At 71.6% G+C, this 20,998-nt stretch carries 18 protein-coding genes; 10 read left to right on the top strand and 8 right to left on the bottom strand.

Translation table 11 applies throughout. The features are described from left to right. Window positions 1-49: 49 nt before the first annotated feature. The gene (locus AABA78_RS05340) at window positions 50-1,603 is read left to right on the top strand and encodes a rhomboid family intramembrane serine protease (protein ID WP_370469439.1); all 1,554 of its coding nucleotides are present in this window, start codon (window positions 50-52) and stop codon (window positions 1,601-1,603) included. A gap of 33 nt (window positions 1,604-1,636) precedes the next feature. Here AABA78_RS05340 and AABA78_RS05335 read toward each other — a convergent pair whose 3' ends face one another. Both AABA78_RS05335 and AABA78_RS05330 read right to left on the bottom strand, forming a co-directional pair. Then, window positions 1,637-2,494, bottom strand: a complete 858-nt coding sequence (locus AABA78_RS05335) for a hypothetical protein (RefSeq protein WP_338261927.1) — start codon at window positions 2,492-2,494, stop codon at window positions 1,637-1,639. A gap of 7 nt (window positions 2,495-2,501) precedes the next feature. Further along, window positions 2,502-3,803 (bottom strand): hypothetical protein, encoded by a 1,302-nt coding sequence (locus AABA78_RS05330; protein ID WP_338261926.1) that lies wholly within the window; start codon window positions 3,801-3,803, stop codon window positions 2,502-2,504. Window positions 3,804-4,092: 289 nt separating this feature from the next. Here AABA78_RS05330 and AABA78_RS05325 point away from each other — a divergent pair, with 289 nt between their 5' ends. The 4 genes from AABA78_RS05325 to AABA78_RS05310 all read left to right on the top strand — a co-directional run bounded on the left by AABA78_RS05325 (window position 4,093) and on the right by AABA78_RS05310 (window position 9,408). Beyond that, on the top strand, window positions 4,093-6,405 hold the full coding sequence (locus tag AABA78_RS05325) for an ArnT family glycosyltransferase (protein ID WP_338261925.1): 2,313 nt from the start codon (window positions 4,093-4,095) through the stop codon (window positions 6,403-6,405). Beyond that, window positions 6,402-7,361 (top strand): ABC transporter ATP-binding protein, encoded by a 960-nt coding sequence (locus AABA78_RS05320; RefSeq protein ID WP_338261924.1) that lies wholly within the window; start codon window positions 6,402-6,404, stop codon window positions 7,359-7,361. Before AABA78_RS05325 ends, AABA78_RS05320 begins: the two co-directional genes overlap by 4 nt. A 2-nt stretch (window positions 7,362-7,363) precedes the next feature. Further along, the gene (locus AABA78_RS05315; protein WP_171416690.1) at window positions 7,364-8,164 is read left to right on the top strand and encodes an ABC transporter permease subunit; all 801 of its coding nucleotides are present in this window, start codon (window positions 7,364-7,366) and stop codon (window positions 8,162-8,164) included. 197 nt (window positions 8,165-8,361) lie between these two features. Continuing rightward, window positions 8,362-9,408 carry an SPFH domain-containing protein gene (locus tag AABA78_RS05310; protein ID WP_171416688.1) on the top strand — a complete coding sequence of 349 codons (1,047 nt, stop codon included), beginning with the start codon at window positions 8,362-8,364 and terminating at the stop codon, window positions 9,406-9,408. 69 nt (window positions 9,409-9,477) lie between these two features. Here AABA78_RS05310 and AABA78_RS05305 read toward each other — a convergent pair whose 3' ends face one another. Together AABA78_RS05305 and AABA78_RS05300 are read right to left on the bottom strand one after the other, a co-directional pair. Then, window positions 9,478-10,020 carry an FHA domain-containing protein gene (locus AABA78_RS05305; protein ID WP_338261923.1) on the bottom strand — a complete coding sequence of 181 codons (543 nt, stop codon included), beginning with the start codon at window positions 10,018-10,020 and terminating at the stop codon, window positions 9,478-9,480. 58 nt (window positions 10,021-10,078) lie between these two features. Continuing rightward, window positions 10,079-11,698, bottom strand: coding sequence for a chromosome segregation protein SMC (locus tag AABA78_RS05300; RefSeq protein ID WP_370469438.1), 1,620 nt, complete (start codon window positions 11,696-11,698; stop codon window positions 10,079-10,081). Between the two features lie 149 nt (window positions 11,699-11,847). Here AABA78_RS05300 and epmA point away from each other — a divergent pair, with 149 nt between their 5' ends. Genes epmA through AABA78_RS05285 form a run of 3 tightly spaced genes read left to right on the top strand, consistent with a single transcriptional unit; the run spans window position 11,848 to window position 14,332 of the window. Further along, on the top strand, window positions 11,848-12,861 hold the full coding sequence (gene epmA / locus AABA78_RS05295; protein ID WP_338261921.1) for an EF-P lysine aminoacylase EpmA: 1,014 nt from the start codon (window positions 11,848-11,850) through the stop codon (window positions 12,859-12,861). Further along, window positions 12,861-13,598 (top strand): lysophospholipid acyltransferase family protein, encoded by a 738-nt coding sequence (locus AABA78_RS05290; RefSeq protein ID WP_338261920.1) that lies wholly within the window; start codon window positions 12,861-12,863, stop codon window positions 13,596-13,598. Before epmA ends, AABA78_RS05290 begins: the two co-directional genes overlap by 1 nt. After that, the gene (locus AABA78_RS05285; RefSeq protein ID WP_338261919.1) at window positions 13,595-14,332 is read left to right on the top strand and encodes an inorganic pyrophosphatase; all 738 of its coding nucleotides are present in this window, start codon (window positions 13,595-13,597) and stop codon (window positions 14,330-14,332) included. The genes AABA78_RS05290 and AABA78_RS05285 overlap by 4 nt, the downstream gene beginning before the upstream one ends. 75 nt (window positions 14,333-14,407) lie before the next feature. Here the strand turns inward: AABA78_RS05285 and AABA78_RS05280 are convergent, their stop codons facing one another. Continuing rightward, window positions 14,408-15,067 carry an MmcQ/YjbR family DNA-binding protein gene (locus tag AABA78_RS05280; protein ID WP_338261918.1) on the bottom strand — a complete coding sequence of 220 codons (660 nt, stop codon included), beginning with the start codon at window positions 15,065-15,067 and terminating at the stop codon, window positions 14,408-14,410. Between the two features lie 199 nt (window positions 15,068-15,266). Here AABA78_RS05280 and AABA78_RS05275 point away from each other — a divergent pair, with 199 nt between their 5' ends. Then, window positions 15,267-16,712: a nicotinate phosphoribosyltransferase gene (locus AABA78_RS05275; protein ID WP_338261917.1), complete on the top strand. Its 1,446-nt coding sequence runs from the start codon at window positions 15,267-15,269 to the stop codon at window positions 16,710-16,712. Window positions 16,713-16,753: 41 nt separating this feature from the next. Continuing rightward, window positions 16,754-17,725, top strand: coding sequence for a nicotinamidase (locus AABA78_RS05270; RefSeq protein ID WP_338261916.1), 972 nt, complete (start codon window positions 16,754-16,756; stop codon window positions 17,723-17,725). A gap of 159 nt (window positions 17,726-17,884) precedes the next feature. On the opposite strand, the gene AABA78_RS05265 is transcribed toward AABA78_RS05270, so the two are convergent. The 3 genes from AABA78_RS05265 to AABA78_RS05255 all read right to left on the bottom strand — a co-directional run bounded on the left by AABA78_RS05265 (window position 17,885) and on the right by AABA78_RS05255 (window position 20,956). Next, window positions 17,885-19,000, bottom strand: coding sequence for a glycerate kinase (locus tag AABA78_RS05265; protein WP_338261915.1), 1,116 nt, complete (start codon window positions 18,998-19,000; stop codon window positions 17,885-17,887). Window positions 19,001-19,082: 82 nt separating this feature from the next. Continuing rightward, window positions 19,083-19,577, bottom strand: coding sequence for a YkgJ family cysteine cluster protein (locus tag AABA78_RS05260; protein WP_338261914.1), 495 nt, complete (start codon window positions 19,575-19,577; stop codon window positions 19,083-19,085). 65 nt (window positions 19,578-19,642) lie between these two features. After that, entirely contained in the window at window positions 19,643-20,956 is a 1,314-nt protein-coding gene (locus tag AABA78_RS05255; protein WP_338261913.1) for a class I SAM-dependent rRNA methyltransferase, read from the bottom strand. Window positions 20,957-20,998 lie beyond the last annotated feature (42 nt).

The raw sequence follows: 20,998 nt of genomic DNA, 5'->3' as shown, positions 1-20,998 counted from the left end.
CCCGAGAACAACAGGGTTTTTCGCCCATCCCAGGGTCAGGGGGGCACTGTTGTCCATCGGTCGATTGGCCGGAAAGGGTGGGGAGCGCAGGCTACCGGGGCTCACGATAGCGCTGATCGCGGCGCAGGCCATTCTGTACGCAACGCTGGCGTCCGGCGGGCCGCCCGGGGTGGACGCGCTGCTCCGCTGGGGAGCCAAGTCGGGCCCCCTGGTGACGGACGCGGGGCAGGGCTGGCGCCTGCTGTCCGCCAACCTCCTGCACCGGGACGCGCTGCACCTGGGCCTCAACCTGCTGGTGTTCGCGGGGGTGGGCACGGCGGTGGAGCGGGCGTGCCGGTGGTGGGACTACGTCGCACTGCTGGTCGTGTCGGGGCTGGCGACGATGACGGGCTCGCTCTGGTGGTCGCCTGCGGTGAGCGTGGGCGCGTCCGGGTGGGTGTTCGGCTGCGTGGGGGCGCTGCTGGTGCTGGGGCGGCGCGCCCGGAACGGCCCGGGGGCGCGCTTCCGGTGGTTCTCCGGGGAGAACGCGCTGCCCACGGTGCTCGTCTTCCTGTGGCTCGGGTGGACGAGCGTGGGCGTGGACAACGCCGGGCACCTGGGGGGGCTGATGGCGGGGCTGCTCATGGGGGTCCTCCCGCGGTCGCGGGCGTGGGGGCCGGGGCTGTCGCGGGCGGTGTCGCTGGTGGGGCTCGCGGTGCTGGGCGCGGCGGTGGTGGTGACGGAGCGGTCGGGGTGGCGGGTGGAGCGCGACGACGGCTTCGGGGTGGCGGTGGCGCTGCCGGACGGGTGGCGCCGCGAGGAGGATGGCCAGGGCCGGCGTGCCTTCTCCAACGGCCTGACGGGCCTGGGGCGGGCCACGCTCACGGCGGAGGCCATCGAGGCGGGTGAGCCGGGGGACGGCTCCGCGCAGGCCCGGCACTTCCTGGACGAATCGCTGGTGCCCGGCAGGGCGGGGCCCGAGGGGCGCACGGTGTCGGTGGGCGCCGTGGAGCCCGCGTCGCTGGGCGGACGGCCCGCGCAGCGGATCCGCGCGGAGCTGGACGGGGCGGGCCGGCGGACGCACCTGGTGGCGTGGTTCGTGCCACGCGGGGAGTGGGTGTACCGGCTCGTCTTCACCTGGCCGCAGGCCTATCCGGCCTATGCGCGGGTGGTGGAGCGGATGACGGCGGACGTGCGCTTCGAGGAGCCCGCGAGCCTGCGGATCGCCCGCGCCCGGGCGCTGCTGGTGCCAGGGGTCGCGGGGCCGCTGCGCGAGCTGGGGCATTCGCTGCGCAGGTGGGGGCTGGCGGCGGACGCGGTGGAGCCCCTGGCGTCGGCGGTGCGGCTGGCGCCGACGCAGGTGGACACCCGCGTGGAGCTGGCCCGCGCGTACTTCGAGTCCGGGCAGGTGGAGGAGGGCTGTCACGCGGCGGCGGAGGCGCGGGTGTACGGGCCGTCCGACACGGGCGCGCTGGAGGCGGGCGTGCGCTGCGCGCTGGCGCGGGGGGACACCGCCGGGGCCCTGCTGCGGCTGGAGGAGGCCCGCCGCGTGGACCCACGGGATGCGCGGCTGCGCGCGGCCGAGGGCGCCTTGAAGGCCGCGCTCGAACCGTCGGGGCCATAGCCGGACGCTGGAGCAGCGCGAGGGAGCGCCGCTTCAGCGCTGGCCGAACGGGCGCACCGCGAGCCCCACGCCCAGCAGCCCTTCGTCACGCCGGAAGAGCCCCGCGTCGTTCTTCACGCCCGTGGCGGCGAGCCGTACGAACACCGGCGCGTCGTTGACCGCGAGGAGCACGTGCTCCAGCGCGACCTCGCCGCGCGCCCGGAAGTGCGCGCCCCCGTCGAATTCGAAGCTCCAGCCCGCGAGCCCCGTCGCGCGCAACGCCCACCGTCCATCCCGCGTCTCCCAGCCCGCGTCGAGCAGCAGGGACGTGAAGGGGGACACCTCGTTCCGGGTGCCGTCCGGCGCATGGCGCAGGGCATGACTCGCGGCGGGGCCCACGGCCAGCCAGCCCCATTCGGTGTTCGTGCGAAGCGGATCCAACAGCAGCCCCACGCGGCCCGTCTCCAACGTCCAGCCCGCGCCCTCCCAGGTGCGCCGCTCCAGGTGCGCCGCGCGCGCGGCGAGCGCCACGTCGAACGGGAAGGGGATGCGCCGGGGCCGCCCGATGGAGACGAGGATGGCGCCTTCCTCCACGTGTCTGCGCAGCAGGCCCTCGTAGGCGGTGAAGGTCAGCCCAGGCTGCTCGCCGCCCCAGGCCTCCGTCATGAGCAGCCGGTGCGAGTCGAACCACAGCGAGTCCGCCTTGCTGCCGCTCGAACGGTCCGCGCGCACCAGGAACCCCGTGCGCACGGCGAGGGCCTGCGTGTCGTCCTGCACGCGCAGCGCGGTGCCCAGCACCCAGCCGGTGCCGGGGTCGAAGCAGGTGGGGAACGTCTCCCCGGCCGCCGTCCGGCCCTCACACGACAGGCCGGGCACGGTGCCCAGGAGCAATGCCAGCGCGAGCGCCACCATGCCGTGCCTAGCCCTTCCCGGGGGACGACGTCGGCGCGGACCTTCTCGCCGGAGCCCACAGCGAGAAGCGCAGGCCCGCCTGCGCGGACCATTCCCAACCCGCGGGCGCGTTCGCCACGTCGTCGCGCCACGTCCCGCGTCCGTCCAGCGTCAGGCTCACGGGCTGGTCGTTGATGGCCAGCAGGATGACCTCGTAGCCCGCGCGCAGTCGCAGCCGCTCCGGACGCAGGGGCCGGCCGTCCACGTGCTCCGCGAGCAGCACCTTCTGGGCCTCCGCGCCGAAGCGCACGTGGTGGAAGCCGTCCCGGTCCAGCGTGAGGTCCCCCTCCAGCGCCGCCGCGGGGACGAGCGTGAAGAAGCCGTTCGTCCGGTCGCGCTCCACGGCGGGCCCTGCCCGCACGCGCACGTAGGACACGAGGTCGCTCGAATGCCACAGGTCCAGCGTCAGGTCGGTCGCGGCCAGGGAGAGGAAGTCCGCGTGCACGTCCTCGCGGCGCACCTGCTCCCCGTGGAGCACCTCCATCCAGAAGCCCAGGTTGGCGTAGACGTCGAAGCGCCGGGGGCGGCCGTAGAAGGTCGTCACCCGGAAGAGGGGCGCGTCGTGCTGGCTGCGGAAGTCGTAGCGCAGGAGCGTGGCCTCGTAGGATGCCGCGTCTCCCAGGTACAGCTCCGTGTCCAGCAGCGTCATCCGGTGCAGCCGGTCCGAATCGCCGGGCCACTCCAGGTCCACGCCGAAGTCCACCCGCACGCGCTCGTCCACGCCGTCCGTCCCGCGCAGCCAACGCGGCGCCCACGCTCCGCCCAGGTAGACGCGCCGGTGCAGGTCGAAGTTGTACTGGAGCACCCGTCCGCGCTCGTCGCGGTACCAGCCCGGCGGCGCCTCCGCGATGGCGGGCACCATGCGGTACTGGCGCGCTGTCTCCGTGGGCATCAAGTGCGACACGCACCAGTCCACCCGCTGCAGGGGTTGATCATTCTCGTGGCCCTCCGCGTCCAGCTCATTCGCGGGCGACACCAGGCACTCCTTCTTCGCCTCGTCGCAGCGGGCGCGCCACTGACCGGAAGGCACGGCGGGCGTGGGTGGCAGGGTGAGGCACCGCACCTGCCCGTCAAAGGGTTGCTGGGGAGACGACGCGTTCGGAACGGCCATCTGGAAGTCCCACGGCTCCGGCGCCACGGGCGGCTCCGGCGTCGTGGCCTGCGTCGCGTCCACCGGCGCTTCTGCCGGAGCCTCGGGCTCCGCCACCTCCTGCGCCTCCACCTGCCCGAGCAGGAGGGCACATCCCAGGGTCACCGCTGAAACCAGCATCACTGCTCCTCATGAGCGGCCTTCCGCGCTCCGGCCACGCGGTCAGGCTTCGTGATGGGGTGCCTCTACAAGGCCCGTGCCCCTGGCAGGAGGACGGGCTTCCGCGGACTTGCCCGTGCGACTGTGCAGGCGCCTGCACAGCACCTGTGCACGCGGAAGCGCGCGCTGGCGCGAGAACGACGCACCCCCTTCCAGGTCGGTCGACCGGCGAAGGTGGTGGGGATATAAGCCCCCCGGCCCCATGTGGTGCACGGTGGGCCCGTCCCGGACGACGAAGGAGCACGCGCGCGTGGCAAGCGACGGCGAAAAGAACTCGCAGGGGGAATCCACCTTCGCCCAGGCCATCCTGGGTGACGACACCCTGACGTCTTCATGGGCGAGGCGATGGCTGGCCCTGTCCTTCAGCACCCGCGTGGTCCTGGCGACCGCGGGCTTCGCGGCGCTGCTCTTCGTGCCCTACCTGGGCGCCGTGGGACTGTGGGACCCCTGGGAGACGCACTACGGCGAAGTGGGCCGGCAGATGATCCAGCGCAGCGACTACGTCTATCCCTTCTGGGAGAACGCGTGGTTCTTCTCCAAGCCGCCGCTCACCATGTGGATGCAGGCGCTGGGGATGAACATCGTCGGCGCGCTCAGGGGCGACGGCGCCATGGGCCTCTACACGGAGTGGGGCATGCGGATGCCCTTCGCCCTCTTGAGCATCACCGCCGTGGCGCTCTTGTCGCTGGCGGTGGCGAGGGTGGTGAGCATGCGCGCGGGCCTGGCCACGGGCTTCGTGCTGGCCACCATGCCGCTGTACTTCCTGCTCACCCGGCAGACCGTCACCGACACGCCCTTCGTCACCACCTTCGTGTGCGCCATGGCGTGCGCGCTCATCGGGCAGTTGGACGACACCACGAAGCACCGTGCCGGCTGGTGGTACGCGTTCTACGTCTTCGCGGGCCTGGCCACGCTGGCCAAGGGCCTTTTGGGCGTGGGCCTGCCCGCGGTCATCCTGGTGCTGTACGCGGCCGCCGCCGTCATCCCGTGGAGCCGCGAGAGCCTGGAGGCGCACCTGCGCTGGCTCTTCAACGGCGAGGACCGCGCCCAGGTCCGCGCGGGCACGCGGCCCATGCCCGTGCTGTGGGCGCAGATGTACCGGATGAAGCTGGGCACGGGCATCCTCGTCTTCTTCGCGGTGGCGGTGCCCTGGTACCTGACGCTGTGCCTCTTCGACGGCGTGGACGACGAGGGCAAGCTGTTCTGGTACCGCTTCTTCATCCATGACCACCTGAACCGCCTCACCGCGGGCGTGCACACCACCACGCCGGGCGGGTCGTTCACCTACTTCATCGAGCAGGGCGGCTTCGCCATCTTCCCGTGGGTGGCGCTGCTGCCCGGCGCGTTCGCGGTCGTGTCGCGCCTGAAGCTGCGCTCGCGGGACAAGGCGGACCACCTGGCGCTCATCGCCGTGCTGTGGGTGGCGTTCGCGTTCTACCTGCTGGCCTCCAGCGCCACGAAGTTCCACCACTACGTCTTCCCCATCCTGCCGGGCCTGGCCATCCTCATCGCGCTGTTCGTGGACCGGCTGTGGAAGGACGGCATCTCCGAGCACGCCGTGAGCCTCATCTTCGGCCTGGTGCTCTTCATCCTCGTGGGCAAGGACCTGGCGGAGAACCCCAAGGACTTCACCGACCTGTTCGTCTACAACTACGACCGGCCCTACCCGCAGGACCTGGTCTCCCGGCCCATCGCGTTCTTCTCCTCGCGCCCGCTGTGGATGGGCGACCTGGTGACGCTGGTGCTGCTGGCCTTCGGCGTGTACCTCGCCTTCGACGCGTTCTCCTCCAAGGTGAAGCAGGAGCGTCCGGCCGCCGGGCGTGCCGTCGCGCTGGGGCTGCTGCTCACCGGCGGGGCCACGCTGGCCGCGGTGGCCACGCAGGGGCAGGTGTCCGCCATGGGGCTGTGGGGCGTGGCGCTGCTGGCGCTCGCGGGCTTCCTCATCTGGCAGTCGTCGCGGCCGGAGGAGGCGCCGGGGCGCACGGTGCTCCAGGTGGTGGGTTTCGGCCTGGCGATGGTGGGCGTGGCGCTGGCGGTGCGCGGCTTCAAGGGCCCGCCCGCGTCGGACGCGCTGTTCAAGGCCCTGTCCGGCACCATCAACGTGAAGGTGGGCATGGGCTTCGCTTTCGGCGTGGCCGGTGTGCTGGCGGTGGTGGCCGCGCTGCAGCGCTCGCGCGTGCTCTTGTTCAGCACGTTCTGGGGCCTGGCCGCGGCGTTCGCGCTCTGGTTCAACTGGGGCCACTGGGTGGACCTGTCCCACCACTGGACGCAGCGCGACCTGTTCTGGCGCTACTACAACCAGCGCCAGGCGGGAGAGCCCATCGCCGCGTACATGATGAACTGGCGCGGGGAGACGTTCTACTCGCGCAACACGGTGGAGCAGTTCCGCGCGGGCGACGCCAACACGCGCATGCGCCAGTACGTGGCGCGGCCCGGCCGCGAGTGGGCGCTGGTGGAGCACAACCGCGTGAACCTGCTCAGGACCGCGGTGGGCTCCGACAAGACCGTCACCCTCATCGACCGGGACATCAACAACAAGTTCGTGCTGGTGACCATCGAGTGAGCCGCCCCCTGCCCGCCGTTCGCGTGGAGTCCCCCGGGGAGGGAGGCCTGCGCGTGCGCGGGCTGGCGAAGCGCTTTGGCGAGCGCACCGCCGTGGAGGACCTCACCTTCGACGTGCGGCCCGGTGAGGTGTTCGGCCTGCTGGGCCCCAACGGCGCGGGCAAGACGACGACGGTGCGCATGCTGACGGGGCTGCTCCAGCCCTCCGGCGGCGACGCGGAGGTGTGGGGCCACTCCGTCACGCGCGACGGCGAGTCGCTGCGCAAGGTGGTGGGCCTGCTCACCGAACAGCCCGGGCTCTACGACCGGCTCACCGCCCGGGAGAACCTGCGCTTCTTCATGAAGCTGCACGAACTGGACGAGTCCGTCGCGTGGCCCCGCGCGAAGCACTACCTCGACCGCTTCGGGCTGGGCGGCCGCGAGGACGACCCGTGCGGCGGCTTCAGCAAGGGCATGCGCCAGAAGCTGGCCATCGTGCGCACGCTGGTGCACGACCCGCGCGTCATCTTCCTGGACGAGCCCACCAGCGGCCTGGACCCCGAGTCCGCGCGCACCGTGCGCGACGCGGTGGCGGAGCTGGCCTCCGAGGGGCGCACCATCGTCCTGTGCTCGCACAACCTGGCGGAGGTGGAGCGGCTGTGCGAGCGCGTGGCCGTCGTGCGCCGCCGCCTGCTGGCGCTGGGCCCGGTGCGTGAGTTGCGCCGCGCGGGGCAGGCGCTGGACGTGCGCGTGGAGGGCGACGCGGAACGCTTCCTGCCCGCGCTGGCGGCGCTGCCGTTCACGCCCAACGTGCTGGTGGAGGGCGGCCGCCTGCGGGTGATGGTGGCGGACGAGGCGCAGGCGCCGGACGTGGTGGCGTGCCTGGTGGGCGCGGGCGCGCGCGTGCACAGCGTGGTGCCCGCGCAGCGGCCGCTGGAAGAGGTGTACCTGGACCTGCTTCGGGAAGAGGAGACGTGAGCATGGCCTTCCGGCCGCGACGCGCGTTGGCGGTGTTCTGGAAGGACTCGCTGGACCTGCGCAAGAACGTGGGCCTGCTCCTGTCCATGGCGGTGCTGCCGCTGGTGATGGTGACGGTGCCCATCGGCGTGGTGTGGACGTACGTGCGGCAGCCGGACCACTCCGACCTGCGCACGGTGGCCCTCTTCTACGACCCCACGCTGCCCCTGGGCGCGAGCGCGGCGCGCTTCCTCATCGACAAGTCGCTCACCGACTGGTTCGGCATGTTCCTGGTGATGCCCGTCTTCATCCCCATCCTCATCGCGTCCCAGAGCGTGGCGGGGGAGAAGGAGCGGCGCACGCTGGAGCCGCTGCTCGCGTCGCCCGTGTCCGCGGCGGAGCTGGTGGCGGGCAAGAGCCTGGCCGCGCTGGTGCCCGCGGTGATGATGACCTGGTTCGCCTTCGCCCTGTTCTGCGTGGGCGTGGACTGGGTGGCGTGGCCGCTGGTGGGCGCGCCGCTGATGCCCAACGCGCTGTGGGGCTTCGGCGTGTTCGTGCTCGCGCCGCTGTTCGCCTTCTTCGGCAACGGCGTCGCGGTGCTCATCTCCGCCCGGGTGAGCGAGGCGCGCATGGCGCAGCAGTTGTCCGCGCTGGTGGTGCTGCCGCTGGTGGGCCTGGTGGGCGGGCAGGTGGCGGGCGTGCTCAAGGCGGGCCTGGGCTACTACGCCATCCAGGGAGCCGTCGTGCTGGTGCTGGACCTCGTCCTCTTGGGGGCCAGCATCCGGCTCCTGGACCGGGAACGTCTGGTCAGCCGCTGGGGTTGAGTCACTGGCGGGTGGGACAGTGGACTGCCAGGGGGCCGGCCGGACGGGCAGGCGCCCGTGAAGCTGGTATGTTCCAGGGGAGGATGCCGGGGGAAGCGCGGTGGCGCTTTCGCGCTGGCGGCCCCGCATTTAGGGGTTGGGGTTACGAAGCTTTGAAGACCTGCCGCCCAGGCGGCCACGGAGGCGCTGAAACAGACATGGGGATCTTCGACAGCATCAAGGGCGAGGCGCAGCGGAACTTCATCGCCCGCGCGGACAGCGCGAAGGGCGAGATCGTCTACAAGTATCCGGAGAAGAACGTCCGGATGAAGACGCAGCTCACCGTGGACGCGGATGAGGTGGCGCTGTTCGTCAAGGACGGCAAGGTGGAGGGGAAGCTGGGGCCCGGCCGCCACACGCTGGACACCAACAACATCCCGTTCCTGTCGCGCCTGCTGGAGGGCTTCACCGGCGGCAACATGTTCATGGCGGAGATCTTCTTCGTCTCCAACCGCGAGCACACGGGCGTGAAGTTCGGCGGCCCCATCGGTGACGTGCGCGACCCGGAGACGGGCCTGGGCATCGGCACCATGGTGTACGGCGACTTCTCCATCCGCGTGACGGAGCCGGAGAAGCTCGTGGTGGGCCTGGTCGGCATGGGCCGCGCCTCCAACGAGGAGTTCCTGGGCTGGTTCAAGGGCCAGGTGCTCAAGGTGACGCGCGACCGCACCGCCGAGCTGCTGGTGAAGAAGAAGTGGCCGCTGCTGGACGTGACGAGCGGCGCCTACGTGGAGGAGATGGAGCAGGAGATCCTCGCTGGCCTCAAGCCGCACGTGGACTCCTACGGCCTCACCATCGTCCGCATGGGCAACTTCGTCGTCAGCATCAAGCCCGAGGACGAAATCACCCTGAAGAAGCTGTCCAAGGACGTCGCGTACTCGCGGCTGGCCGGCGGCTTCCAGCAGTACGCGCAAGGCCAGGCGATGCTCGGCGCGTCCGAGGGCATGGCCAAGGGCGGTGGCGGCTCCGACGGCGCCATGCAGGGCATGGGCATGGGCATGGGGTTCGGCATGGCGCAGATGTTCGCCAACCAGCAGAACCAGCAGCAGCAGCAGCGCCCCGCGGAGCCCGCGCAGGCGGCCGCTCCGGCGGACACGCGCAGCCCGGCGCAGCGGCTCAAGGAGATCAAGGAGCTGAAGGACGCGGGCGTGCTCTCCGACGAGGAGTACAACGCCAAGCGCGCGGAGTTGATGAAGCTGCTGTAGTCCCGCGTCTGTCGTGACGTGCAGAGGGCCCTGTCTCCCGGAGCGTGGGAGGCGGGGCCTTCGCGCGTTTCAGGGGGCGGGCGTGCCGGGCACGGCGAGGCGCAGGTGCTGGTGCAGCGTCTCCGCGCGCAGGTAGAGGAACTGCACGTCGCCGAAGGCCAGCGTGGCGCCGTCGTGGAGCATCACCTGGGCCTTGAAGCCCAGGGGCGCGCCGTTGATGAAGGTGCCGTTCATGGACTGGGCGTCGCGCACGGAGAAGTCCCCGGCGCCCGCGTTCCAGCGCAGGGTGGCGTGGTGCTGGGAGACGGAGGGCTCCGGCACCACCAGGTCGCACGCGTCGGTGCGGCCCACGGTGAACTCCTCGCCGTCCTGGTTCGGCTGGAGGAAGTGCACCTCCAGGTTGTCGAAGTCGCGCAGCATCGCGAGCAGCCGCTCCCCCATGCGCGAGCGGTGCGCCATGCCCACCGTGCGCATGCCCGCCATGCCGGAGGCCACCACGGACTTGAAGGCGGCCTCCACGGGCTGCTGGATGAGGGCCACGGAGCCGGACGCGGCCCGGAAGGACTCCAGCGAGGCCCCCGCGAAGGGGCGGAGCTGTTTCACGGACACCATGGCTCTGGACCCTACGTGCAACCGGCGGGGACGGGAAGGGCCCTCCGGGGCCTGTGGCCTAGGAGGGCAGCGGCGTCGCCTGTGCGCGGGGCATCTGCTGCGGCCCCGAGGTGGGCGTCGTCGCGGGCGGCGCGGGAGCGGGTGGCGCGGGCGTGTCGTCCAGCCGGCGCAGGTCCAGCTTCATGGGCACCTGGAGCGTGGTGCTCAGGCGCAGCAGCAGCACGTCCGGCGCGAGGCCGTTCTCGCCAATCGCCTGCGTCAGCTCGCGCGCGGAGGGCGCGGTGCCCCGGGCCCAGAGCTCCTTGAGGAACGCGCCCGCCTCCGGGGCGTGCCACCACGCCGGGCCGAAGCGCGCCTTCAGCTGCCCCTGGAGCTGCCCCGCCAGGAACCACGCCCGGAAGCTGTCGGCGGACTGGTAGAAGTCCTCCTGGTCCACGAGGTAGCGCGCCACGTCGTCCTCCGTCATCGGCATGGCGCCGGTGCGCGCCATCAGCGCGCGGTACAGCTCGCGCGGATCCACGTCCGTGCGGCGGTGCAGCTCCAGCTGGTAGAGCAGCCGGCCCGCCGCGTGGCGGATGAGGTACAGCTTGTGCGCGCTGGACGTCGCCAGGTACTGGGCGCGCTTGTCCGCGTCCCCCAGCACGCCCGCGTTCTCCTCCAGCCACACCGGGTCCTCCAGCAGGTCCTCGAAGAGCGCGGAGTACGCCTCGCCCACGGTGGGGTTGCCCAGCCGCGCCAGCTCGAAGCGCGCCTCCTGCGTGAAGGCCGTGTGCAAGAGGTGCCCCACCTCGTGCAGCACGCGGCCCTGGTGCAGCACGCCCGTGCCGGGCTTGAAGGACAGCCGCACGTCGGACGGCACCTTCACCGCCAGGGCCAGCGGGCGCGGGTTCTTCTGGGGCAGGTCGCGCGCGTCCACCTTCACGTTGGGCAGCGCGCCCAGGTCGATGCCCAGCCCCGCCACGGTGGCCTGCGCCTTCGCCAGCGACTCGCCCTTGGGGAACGCGTCCTCCACCTCGCGCGAGCGGAACAGGCGCGGGATGTCCGCGCGCGTGATTTGAGCGAAGGGCAGCCCCAGCTCGCGCTGGGACAGCCGCTCCATCACCAGGCGGTACGGCTCCTGCGTGGCCTGGAGCACCTCCTCCGCCAGCTGCGCCAGCCGCTCCAGGTCCGCTTGCCGCAGCTCGCTGCCGAAGGCCTCGTAGGACTCGAAGCCCATCTGCTTCACCAGCTCCCCCGTCTTCGCCTCGCGGCGCAGGAGCGTCTGGTTGAGGCGGGTGAGCGCGGGCGTGGCCGCCGCGTAGAGCGCCTTGCGCTTGAGGGCGCTCTTCTCGTTGGCGAGCAGTCGCTCCAGGTCGTGGTAGCGCACCTCGCGCCCGTCCACGCTCAGCTTGAGCGACGCCTCCAGGTTGGCGGACGCGTCGTTGTACTCGGCCAGCTCGCGCGCCAGGAACTCACCGGCGAAGTGGCCGTGGAGCGCGGTGAGGGCGCGCAGCTCGCGCGGGTCCTTCGTCAGGTGCCGGAGCCGGTCGATGCGGCGCAGGTTCTCCAGGCTGAAGAGGGCCTGCTTGCCGCTGTAGGTGGCGGCGATGTCCACCGCCTTGCCTTCGGTCCAGTAGTCCCAGACCAGCCGGTGCTGCTCCTCCAGGAGGAGGGCGGACTCCGCGGAGAGGGCGTTCACCTCCCCGGTCAATTGCTCTTCCTCGCTGGGAGGGGGGACCACCACCGGGGGCGGCGCCTTGTGACAGGCGCTCAGCAAACACACGGCGGCGGCGAGGAGGGACGGAATCCTTGGGGACATGGGCCGCCCATGTTACTTCCGACCTGCCGATGCCCAACGTAAACCCATGGCGGGCGGCCCGAGGACGCCAGGGCCTCTACTCCGCCCTGCGTCAGTTCTTCGCCGGCCAGGGGTACCTGGAAGTGGAGACGCCGCTGCTCGTGCCCACCCCCGGCATGGAGCCGTACATCTCCCCCTTCGAGACGCCCTTCGTCCCGGAGACGGACCTGGGCCGGGCCCGCACGCTCTACCTGCACACCAGCCCCGAGTACGCGATGAAGCGCCTGCTCGCTCAAGGCGCGGGGCCGCTGTTCCAGATCTGCAAGGTCTTCCGGAATGGCGAGGTGTCCCAGACGCACAACCCGGAGTTCACGCTGCTGGAGTTCTACCGGCCGCACGCGGACTACCACGCCATCATGGACGACCTGGAGGGCGCGCTCGCCCAGGCGGGCCGGGCGGCGGCGGACGCGAAGGACGGGGAGCCCGGCGCGGATCCGGCCTTCTTCACGCGCACGCCGTACGAGCGCGTGACGGTGCGCGACGCGGTGCTGCGCGCCACGGGCGTGGACATCCACGTGCACGCGGACGGCGCGTCGCTCAAGCGCGCGGCGGAAGGCGCGGGCGTGCGCACCGGTGACGCGACGTCCTTCGACGACGTCTTCTTCCACCTGTTCCTGCAGAAGGTGGAGACGGGCCTGGGCCACGAGCGGCCCACCTTCCTCATCGAGTACCCCGCGTCCATGGCGGCGCTGTCCCGGCTGAAGCCCGGCGACGGCCGCGTGGCGGAGCGCGTGGAGCTGTACGCGAAGGGGCTGGAGCTGGCGAACGGCTTCTCCGAGTTGACGGACGCGGCGGAGCAGCGCGCGCGGCTCGTGGAGGAGCAGGAGCTGCGCCGCAAGCTGGGCCGCGCCGTGTATCCCCTGGACGAGCGCTTCCTGGAGGCGGTGGGCCGCATGCCGCCCTCGGCGGGCATCGCCGTGGGGCTCGACCGAATCCTGATGCTGCTGCTCGGGGTCCAGCGCATCGAGGACGTCCTCCTGTTCCCCGCTCACGGGTTCGTCTGATGCTCAAGGTGCTCCAGACGGTGTTCGCCGGCTCGGCCGCGGTGGGCCTCACGGGGGTGACGTCCGCGACGGTGACGGTGCTGTCCGGGTTGAACCAGCACCCGGCGGCGGACAAGGTGCTCGGGGCCTGGGGGCGCTCGGCGCTCGCGGCCGCGGGCGTGCGGCACGAAGCCTTCGGCCTGGAGAACATCCCGAAGGACGGCAACGTCGTCTTCGTGAGCAACCACCAGTCGCACTTCGACGCGATGGTGAACTTCGCGCACATCGACAAGCACACGCGCTACGTCGCCAAGGCGGAGCTGTTCAAGGTGCCCGTGTTCGGCCGGGCCATGCGCGTGGCGGGCAACATCCCCGTGCAGCGCACGGGCGGCGCGGACGACCGGGCCCGGCTGCAAGAGGCCGTGACGGCGCTGCGCGAGCGGGTCAGCGTGCTGTTCTACGCGGAAGGCACCCGCAGCCCGGATGGTGAGCTGAGGCCTTTCAAGAAGGGCGCGGCCACGCTGGCCATCCAGGCGCAGGTCCCCGTCGTCCCCATGGCCATCTCCGGGACGCGGCTCATCCTCCCCAAGGGCGGCCGGGCCATCCAGTGGGGCCAGCGGGTGGCCCTGGTGGTGGGCAAGCCGGTGCCCACGCAGGGGCTGACGCTGGCGGACCGGGATACCCTCACCCGCCGCCTGGAAGAAGCGGTGGCCGGCCTGTACGCCGAGGCGCGCCAGCGCTCGGGAGACACTCCATGAAGAAGAGCACCCAGACCACGTCCCAGTCCCATCCCTGGCATGGCATCTCGCCCGGGCCGGAGGCTCCTGAAGTCGTCACCGCGTACATCGAGATCGTCCCCACGGACGCCGTGAAGTACGAGTTGGACAAGGAGTCCGGCATCCTCATGCTGGACCGGCCCCAGCGCTTCAGCAGCCAGTGCCCCACGCTCTACGGCTTCATCCCGCGCACGTACTGCGGCGAGCAGGTGGCGAAGCGCTGCGCGGAGCGCACCGGCCACAAGGACATCCACGGCGACGGGGACCCCATCGACATCTGCGTGCTGACGGAGAAGGTCGTCTCCAACGGCAACCTGCTGGTGCACGCGGTGCCCGTGGGCGGCTTCCGGATGATCGACGGCAACGAGGCCGACGACAAGATCATCGCGGTGCTGGAGTCGGACCTCGTCTACGGCGAGCTCCAGTACATCGCGCAGCTGCCGCGCCCGCTGCTGGACCGCCTGAAGCACTACTTCCTCACCTACAAGCAGATCCCCGGTGAGGGAAAGCGCAGCGTGGAGATCGCGGAGGTCTACGACCGGCAGGAGGCCATGGAGGTCATCCGCCGCAGCATGCGCGACTACGACAAGCTGTTCGTGGAGCCGGAGGCGAAGCCGGCGAAGAAGTCCGCGCCGTCCGCCCGTCGCAAGGCTCCCGCGGCCAAGGCTCCGGCCTCCAGGGGCTCGGCGGGCCGTGGCACCCGGGGCGGGAAGTAGCCGCTTCTTGAAGTCCTGACGCGCGGGAAGGGAGCGGCCCAGGCCCCCTTTCCGCGCGGTGTCGTGCGTGCGCCGTTAAGAGCGGCGTGCGCGCTTGGGCGCGGCGGCGGCGGGGCGCTTGCCACGGGCCGGAGTGGCGGGCTTGCGCGCCGTCTTGGCCTTGGCGGCGGAGGCCGTCTTCGCGACCTTCTTGGTGGTCTTCTTCGCCACGTTCTTCACGCGGGCGGCGGCCTTCTTGGCCACGGTCTTCACCTTCGCCACGACCTTCTTGGCGGCCTTCTTCACCGGGGCCGCGGCCTTGCGCGTGGAGGCCTTCTTGCCCGCGGCGGCCTTGGACGGCTTCGCGGCGGGGCCGGGGACGGCGGTGCCCCGGGCAGGGAGCTGATCCACGAGCTTCCTGGGCGCGATGGCGCGGTAGCTCTCGTCGATCCACGCCTTGATGACGGGCACCGGCACCTGCGAGGCCTCGTCGAAGTGGGCGGTCACCCAGCCGCTCTTGCCCAGGCCGTACTCGGTGGGCTCGGTGAAGGGCAGCGTGAGCGCGGCGTCCTTGGACTCGGGGAGCTTGGCGGAGAGGTTCAGCTTCTCGCCGTCGACGGTCATGAAGAGGAAGGTCTTGTCATTGACCTTCATCGCGCGGTGGCCCCAGGGAAAGTCCTCGTGGGCGCCGGGGTAGCTCATCGCATGTTCGCGCAGTACGGCTTCGACCTTCTGCGTCTCGTTCTCTGCGGGCATGGGCACCTTGCTTCGTTGTGTGTCGTGACAGCTTAACCGGACCTGTCGCATCCGGCGCATTCCGCGATGTGTCTGTTCTAGGAGGAAAGGCGGGTGACAGGCCACCCGTGGTTTCCCGCATCCGTCGGAACCCTTGGCCCTAGGTGCCGGGTGGGAGGCACGCATAGTCTCGGGGTCAACGATAAGGAGTCGCCTCCCGATGCCCCAGTCCCTGCTCGCCACGGATGGCTACAAGTTCAGCATGGCGGAGGCCGGCTGGCCCCTGCGGAAGGAAACGTTCTACTACTCGCACCGCAAGGGCGGGCCCCAGGTGATGCCGCTGGACCTGGAGGCCTGGGTCCGCGCCCTCCTGCCGGAGCCGCGGGCGGAGGACTACGCGTTCCTCGCCAGGCACGACTACGAGATGGGCGTGGGCTTCAAGGCCGCCATCCTGCGCAAGGAGCGGCTGTCCGTGCGCGCCGTTCCGCGGGGCGCGCTGTTCCTGCCGCGCGAGCCCATCCTCACCATCACCGGCCCCTCCGCGCTGGTGTCGTGGCTGGAGCCGCTGCTGTTGCAGCTCAACTACCGCGTCCAGGTGGCCACGCAGGCGCTGCAGGACCGCGAGGCGCTGGCGCGCACGCTGGCCACGGTGTCGTGCGAGGAGGAGAAGCGCATCGCCCTGGAGACGCTGGACCAGGTGGGCGTGAAGGCCGTGTCCATCCGGGTGGATTCGGGAGGCTACCTGCAGCGCGTGCGGGCGCAGGTGAAGGAGTTGGTGGACATCGTGGAGGACCCCTCGCGCATCTTCGAGGTGGGCCTGCGGGCGGCGACCTGCCTGGAGCAGCACGCGCTGGCCCTGCGCGCGTGCCAGGAGGCGGGCGTGCAGCGCACGAGCAACGTGGAGGGCGCGCGCGAGCTGGGCATGATTCCCGTGGGCACGATGGGCCACGAGCACGTGCAGCGCTACGGCTCCGACGACGCGGCCTACCGCGCGATGCACGAGCGCCGGCCGCAGCGCTCCAGCTACCTGCTGGACACCTTCGACACGCTGACGTCGGGCATCCCGGCGGCGTTCAAGCTCATCTCCGAGGAGCCGCAGGGCGGGGACTCCATCCGGTTCGACTCCGGGAACAAGAAGCTCCAGTACCTGTACGCGGTGACGCGCGCGCGGGACCTGGGCATCAAGCCGGTCATCATCCTGGAGGACGGCCTGGACGCGCAGATGACGCGCGAGTTCGAGGAGCTGCGCAAGCAGGTGGGCTGGGAGCCGACGACGCAGTTCTACGGCTACGGCGGCCACATCGTGGCGCGCACCATGTCCCATGCGCTGACGCGCGACCGGGTGGCGGCCATCTACAAGCTGTCGTGCTCGGGCGCGACGCCGGTGATGAAGTTCGGCAACGAGCTGGCGGAGGGCAAGCAGAGCGTGCCGGGCACGCCCGTGCTGTTCCGCCGCCGCACGGGCTCCGGGCCGCTGGGGCTGGTGGGGCAGGCGGGGGAGGCGACGCCGCAGGGCTACTTCCCGCTGATGGAGTCGGCCGCGTCCGCGCCGTCGCTGGTGGGCGCCGAAGGCCTGACGCCGGAGGAGCAGCGCATCGGGTACACTGCCACCACGCAGGCGCTGGTGGAGTCCCTCACCCGGCGCCACTTCCCGCAGGGCCGCTGACGTCAGGCGCGGCGGCCGCTGGCGGGCCTGGAGAGGACGTCATGCCGCTGCCCCCACCCCGGTTCCACGACGACGCACGCGTCGGCCAGCTCTACCTGGAGCGCGTGGCGGAGGTCTCCCAGGAGGCCTACCGCTACGCCGCCGAGCACCGCGTGCGTCCGGCCCGTGAGGACAAGCTCCGCATCGCGGCGTTCGGCATCGACGCGCAGGTGGCCTTCTGCACGCCGGGCGCGAGCCTCTTCGTCCCGGGCGCGGTGGAGGACACGCAGCGCACGCTGCGCTGGCTGTACACGCACCTGGACCGGCTGACGGGGCTCGTGTTCTCGCTGGACACGCACCGGGTCTTTCAAATCTTCCATCCGGCATGGTGGAAGGACGCGGAAGGGCGTCCGCCCGCGCCCATGACGGTCATCACCGCGAAGGACGTGCGGGAGGGCCGCTGGCGGGCGACGCGCCATCCGGAGGAGAGCCTGGCGTACTGCGAGGGGCTGGAGGCGAGCGGCCGGTACGTGCTGACCATCTGGCCGTACCACGCGCTCCTGGGTGGGCAGAGCCACGCGCTGGTGCCGGCGATGTACGAGGCGAGCCTCTTCCACGCGCTGGTGCGGGACACGCCCACGCACTTCGAGCTGAAGGGCGAGCACCCGCTGACGGAGAACTACTCCGTGATGGCGCCGGAGGTGACGGAGGTGAAGGGGCAGCGCGTGGGCGAGTTCAACGCGCGGCTGATGGAACACCTCCTGTCGTTCGACCGCGTGTACGTCTTCGGGCAGGCCAGCTCGCACTGTGTGCTGTCCACGCTGCGCGACCTGCGGCAGTACCTGGAGCGCACGGACAAGTCGAAGCTCCAGCGCATCCACATCCTGGAGGACGCGATGAGCCCCGTGCCCGCGCCCCCGTTGCAGCCGCTGCCCGCGGCGCTGGACTTCCCGCGCGTGGCGAAGGAGGCGCTGGAGGACTTCCGCGCCGCCGGGATGCGCGTGGTGAGGACGACGGATCCGCTGGAGCCGTAGCGAGGGCTTCGGCGCCGCGTTGCTACGCGGTGCCAGGCTCTTGGCTGCCGCCGTGACGTTGCGCGGACGGCGACGTCGGCCGCTGGGGCATGAAGGCCGCGATGCCGCGTGGCTTCGCGGTACTGCGCTCCCGCCGGCCGCCGTGACGTTGCTTGGGGGCTACCGGCCCAGGCGCGCGAGGGCCCACTTCGCGGTGGCTTCGCGCAGCGTCTCCCGCGCGCTGGCACCGGGACGGGCCTGACTGCTCAGCTCCACCACTTCGCGGAAGAGGGACAGTTCGGGGCCGTTGTCCCGCTGCACGATGCCCGCGAAGAGCACCACGTCCGTGCCCTGCGCGCGCGCCAGCCTCGCTAGCGCCACGGGCCCCTTGCCCATGGACGTCTGCCGGTCGAAGCGCCCCTCGCCCGTGAGCACCAGGTCCGCGAGCAGCACGCGCCGCTCCATCCCCAGCGCCCGCGCCACCAGGTCGTAGCCGGACGTCAGCTTCCCACCCGCGAGCGCCGCGAGCCCGTAGCCCAGCCCGCCCGCCGCGCCCGCGCCCGGCAGGTTCGCCGTGGCCTCGTCCACGATGCGGCAGAACGTGGCCAGCGCCGTCTCCAGCTCCTCCACCGCCGCCGCGTCCGCGCCCTTCTGCGGAGCGAAGAGGCGCGCGGAGCCGTCCTTCCCCAGGAGCGGCGTCGTCACGTCCGTGGCGATGAGCAGCTCCACCTGGTCCAGGCGCGGGTGCTTCCCACTCGAGTCCACGCGCGCCAGCCTCGCGAGGCCCGCGCCGCCCGGCGGCAGCGGTGCCCCGTCCGCGTCGAGGAAGCGGAAGCCCAGCGCCTCCAGCGCGCCCTTGCCGCCGTCCGTGGTGGCGCTGCCGCCCAGCCCGACGATGAGCCGCTCGCAGCCGGTGTCCAGCGCCGCGCGCAGCAACTGCCCCGTGCCGTGCGTGCACGCGGCCCGCGCATCCCGCTGCTCCGGGGGCACCAGCGAGAGCCCCGAGGCCTGCGCCATCTCCACCACCGCCGTGCGCCCTTCGTCCAGCCGCGCCCAGCAGGCCTCCACGGGCGCGCCCAGCGGGCCTCGCACCGTGAGCCTGCGGCGCTCGCCCCGCGGCGTGCCCACGAGCAGCGCGTCCAGCGTGCCCGGACCTCCGTCCGCGAGCGGCGCCACGTCCAGCACCACCTCGAGCGAGGCCTGCCGCAGCCCCTCCGCCATGGCGTCCGCGGCCTCGGCCGCGCTCATGGTGCCCTTGAACTCCTGGGGCGCGAGCAACCAACGCGGGCGAATCATGCGTGGACACCCACGGGCTCGGACCGCGCGGACTCGGGGGAACGCCGGTGGGCGAGCCGCCACCGCGTCTGCAGCATGGACCTCATCGTTCCTCCCGGGCCGGGGCGATATTGACCCCGGCATACCATTCCAGGAGGGGACGTGGCCCCTGGAGCGAGGGCATCACGCGCTGCGAAATCCGCTCCAACCGCACGAGCAGCCGGGTCACCTCTTCGGACGGCTGTCGCGCGGGGCCCTGGATGCGCTGGCAGAAGAACGTGCGGCACCCGAACGGCCGGTCCGCGTACACCGTGCAGCGCAGGCCCGCCGCGTCCAGGTAGGGGCACGCCCCGTCGGCGCGAGCGGGCGGCAGGGGCTTGCTGCGCCTGAGCAGCTCCCACTCCGGGAGCCACAGCCAGGGCTGACGCTTCGTGACGGACAGCTGGCAGCACTCACCGCTCGCGGGGCACGAGTACGGGGCGTACGCCGCGTCCGCCTGACGGTACACGGCGCGCGTCTCCTGGATGGCGCGCTCCAACGCCCGCGTACCGGACGCGGGGCTTTCGTCGTCTGCGTCGTCCCAATCCCGGCGTGCCATGCCCTGAACCGTTTCCGCACGTCGGGGCCCGGTGGATGGACCCCTTGGATGGGTCCTACCCTATCTCACAGCATGCGCAGCACGAAACATTTCAGGTAGCGGGTTTCGCGCAGGTTGAGGAGGACGGGGTGGTCGCGGCCGGCGCCCCGGCGCTCGATGATCTGCACCCGGCGCTTCGCGTCCGAGGCCGCGGAGGCGAGCATCTCCTCGAAGGCCTGCTCGTCCACGTGGTACGTGCAGCTCGCGGTCACCAGGATGCCGCCGGGCCGCAGGAGCTGGAAGGCGCGCAGGTTGAGCTCCTTGTAGCCGCGCACCGCCGCCGGGATGGCGTCCTTGTTCTTCGCGAAGGAGGGCGGGTCCAGCACGATGGTGTCGTAGCGCTTGCCCTCGTCCACCGCGTCGCGCAGGAAGTCGAACGCGTTGGCCGTCACCACCTCCAGGTTGGTGAGCTTGTTGGACTGGGCGTTCTCGCGCAGCTGCGCGGAGGCGGACTCCGAAATCTCCACCGCCGTGACCTGCTTCGCGCGCGTGGCCAGCTGGAGCGCGAACCCGCCCACGTAGCTGAAGCAATCCAGCGCCTCGCCGAAGGCGTACTGCGCCGCCATCACGTGGTTCTCGCGCTGGTCCAGGAACGCGCCCGTCTTCTGGCCTTCCAGCAGGTCCGCGCGCATGCGCACCAGGCCCTCGTCGAAGGACACGGGGCCCGGCGGCAGCGCGCCGCGCAGGAGGCCCTTCTCCGGGAGGAGGCCCTCCAGGTGGCGCACGCTCACGTCTGAGCGGTTGACGATGCCCTTGGGGTGGAACTGCTCCTCCAGCAGGTCCGCGATGAGCGCCTTGCGCTGCTCCATGGCGGGGACCAGGAACTGCACGCTGAGGTAGTCGCCGTAGCGGTCCACCACGAGCCCGGGCAGGCCGTCCGCCTCGCCGTGCACCAGCCGGTACGTCGTCTCCCCGGGCAGCGCGAGCTTGCGCAGCGCTTCCGCGGACTGGAGGCGCTGGCGGAAGAAGTCCACGTCCACCGCGACGTCGTCGTTGGTGAGCCAGCGCAGCGAAATCTTGGACTGCTTCGAATAGAAGGCCTTGCCCATGAACCAGCCGCGGCCATCCACCACGCGCACGACTTCACCGCCCTGGAGGCCGGGGTCGCCGTTGAGGTCCGCGCGGTAGATCCACGGCGGGCCCGCGAGCCAGCGGTCGGAGCCGCGGCGCAGGAGCATCACCTGGGGCGTGCCGTCCGGACCCAGCTCCGGCGACGTGCGGTCCGGCCGCATCTTCTCGGGGCGCTGGCCGTGCTTCTCCGGACGCGCGCCGGGCTTGCCACCGCGTCCGGGGGGAGGGGCGCCGGGACGGCCGGAGCGGGGGGGAGAGGAGGGCTTCATCGAAGGCGGTCTCGGAGGCAAAGAGGCGGGAGGGAACGGGCG

Source organism: Corallococcus caeni (assembly GCF_036245865.1).
GTDB lineage: Bacteria > Myxococcota > Myxococcia > Myxococcales > Myxococcaceae > Corallococcus > Corallococcus caeni.
Note: the sequence above shows the minus strand (reverse complement) of the source record. Positions and strands in the feature narration are given on the sequence as shown.

What these genes read in the sequence shown, in the direction of transcription:
- AABA78_RS05335 (WP_338261927.1), bottom strand. Translation starts at nt 2,494, where the DNA reads ATGGTGGCGCTCGCGCTGGCATTGCTCCTGGGCACCGTGCCCGGCCTG.
- AABA78_RS05330 (WP_338261926.1), bottom strand. Translation starts at nt 3,803, where the DNA reads ATGCTGGTTTCAGCGGTGACCCTGGGATGTGCCCTCCTGCTCGGGCAG.
- AABA78_RS05315 (WP_171416690.1), top strand. Translation starts at nt 7,364, where the DNA reads ATGGCCTTCCGGCCGCGACGCGCGTTGGCGGTGTTCTGGAAGGACTCG.
- AABA78_RS05310 (WP_171416688.1), top strand. Translation starts at nt 8,362, where the DNA reads ATGGGGATCTTCGACAGCATCAAGGGCGAGGCGCAGCGGAACTTCATC.
- AABA78_RS05305 (WP_338261923.1), bottom strand. Translation starts at nt 10,020, where the DNA reads ATGGTGTCCGTGAAACAGCTCCGCCCCTTCGCGGGGGCCTCGCTGGAG.
- epmA (WP_338261921.1), top strand. Translation starts at nt 11,848, where the DNA reads ATGCCCAACGTAAACCCATGGCGGGCGGCCCGAGGACGCCAGGGCCTC.
- AABA78_RS05290 (WP_338261920.1), top strand. Translation starts at nt 12,861, where the DNA reads ATGCTCAAGGTGCTCCAGACGGTGTTCGCCGGCTCGGCCGCGGTGGGC.
- AABA78_RS05285 (WP_338261919.1), top strand. Translation starts at nt 13,595, where the DNA reads ATGAAGAAGAGCACCCAGACCACGTCCCAGTCCCATCCCTGGCATGGC.
- AABA78_RS05280 (WP_338261918.1), bottom strand. Translation starts at nt 15,067, where the DNA reads ATGCCCGCAGAGAACGAGACGCAGAAGGTCGAAGCCGTACTGCGCGAA.
- AABA78_RS05275 (WP_338261917.1), top strand. Translation starts at nt 15,267, where the DNA reads ATGCCCCAGTCCCTGCTCGCCACGGATGGCTACAAGTTCAGCATGGCG.
- AABA78_RS05270 (WP_338261916.1), top strand. Translation starts at nt 16,754, where the DNA reads ATGCCGCTGCCCCCACCCCGGTTCCACGACGACGCACGCGTCGGCCAG.
- AABA78_RS05265 (WP_338261915.1), bottom strand. Translation starts at nt 19,000, where the DNA reads ATGATTCGCCCGCGTTGGTTGCTCGCGCCCCAGGAGTTCAAGGGCACC.
- AABA78_RS05260 (WP_338261914.1), bottom strand. Translation starts at nt 19,577, where the DNA reads ATGGCACGCCGGGATTGGGACGACGCAGACGACGAAAGCCCCGCGTCC.
- AABA78_RS05255 (WP_338261913.1), bottom strand. Translation starts at nt 20,956, where the DNA reads ATGAAGCCCTCCTCTCCCCCCCGCTCCGGCCGTCCCGGCGCCCCTCCC.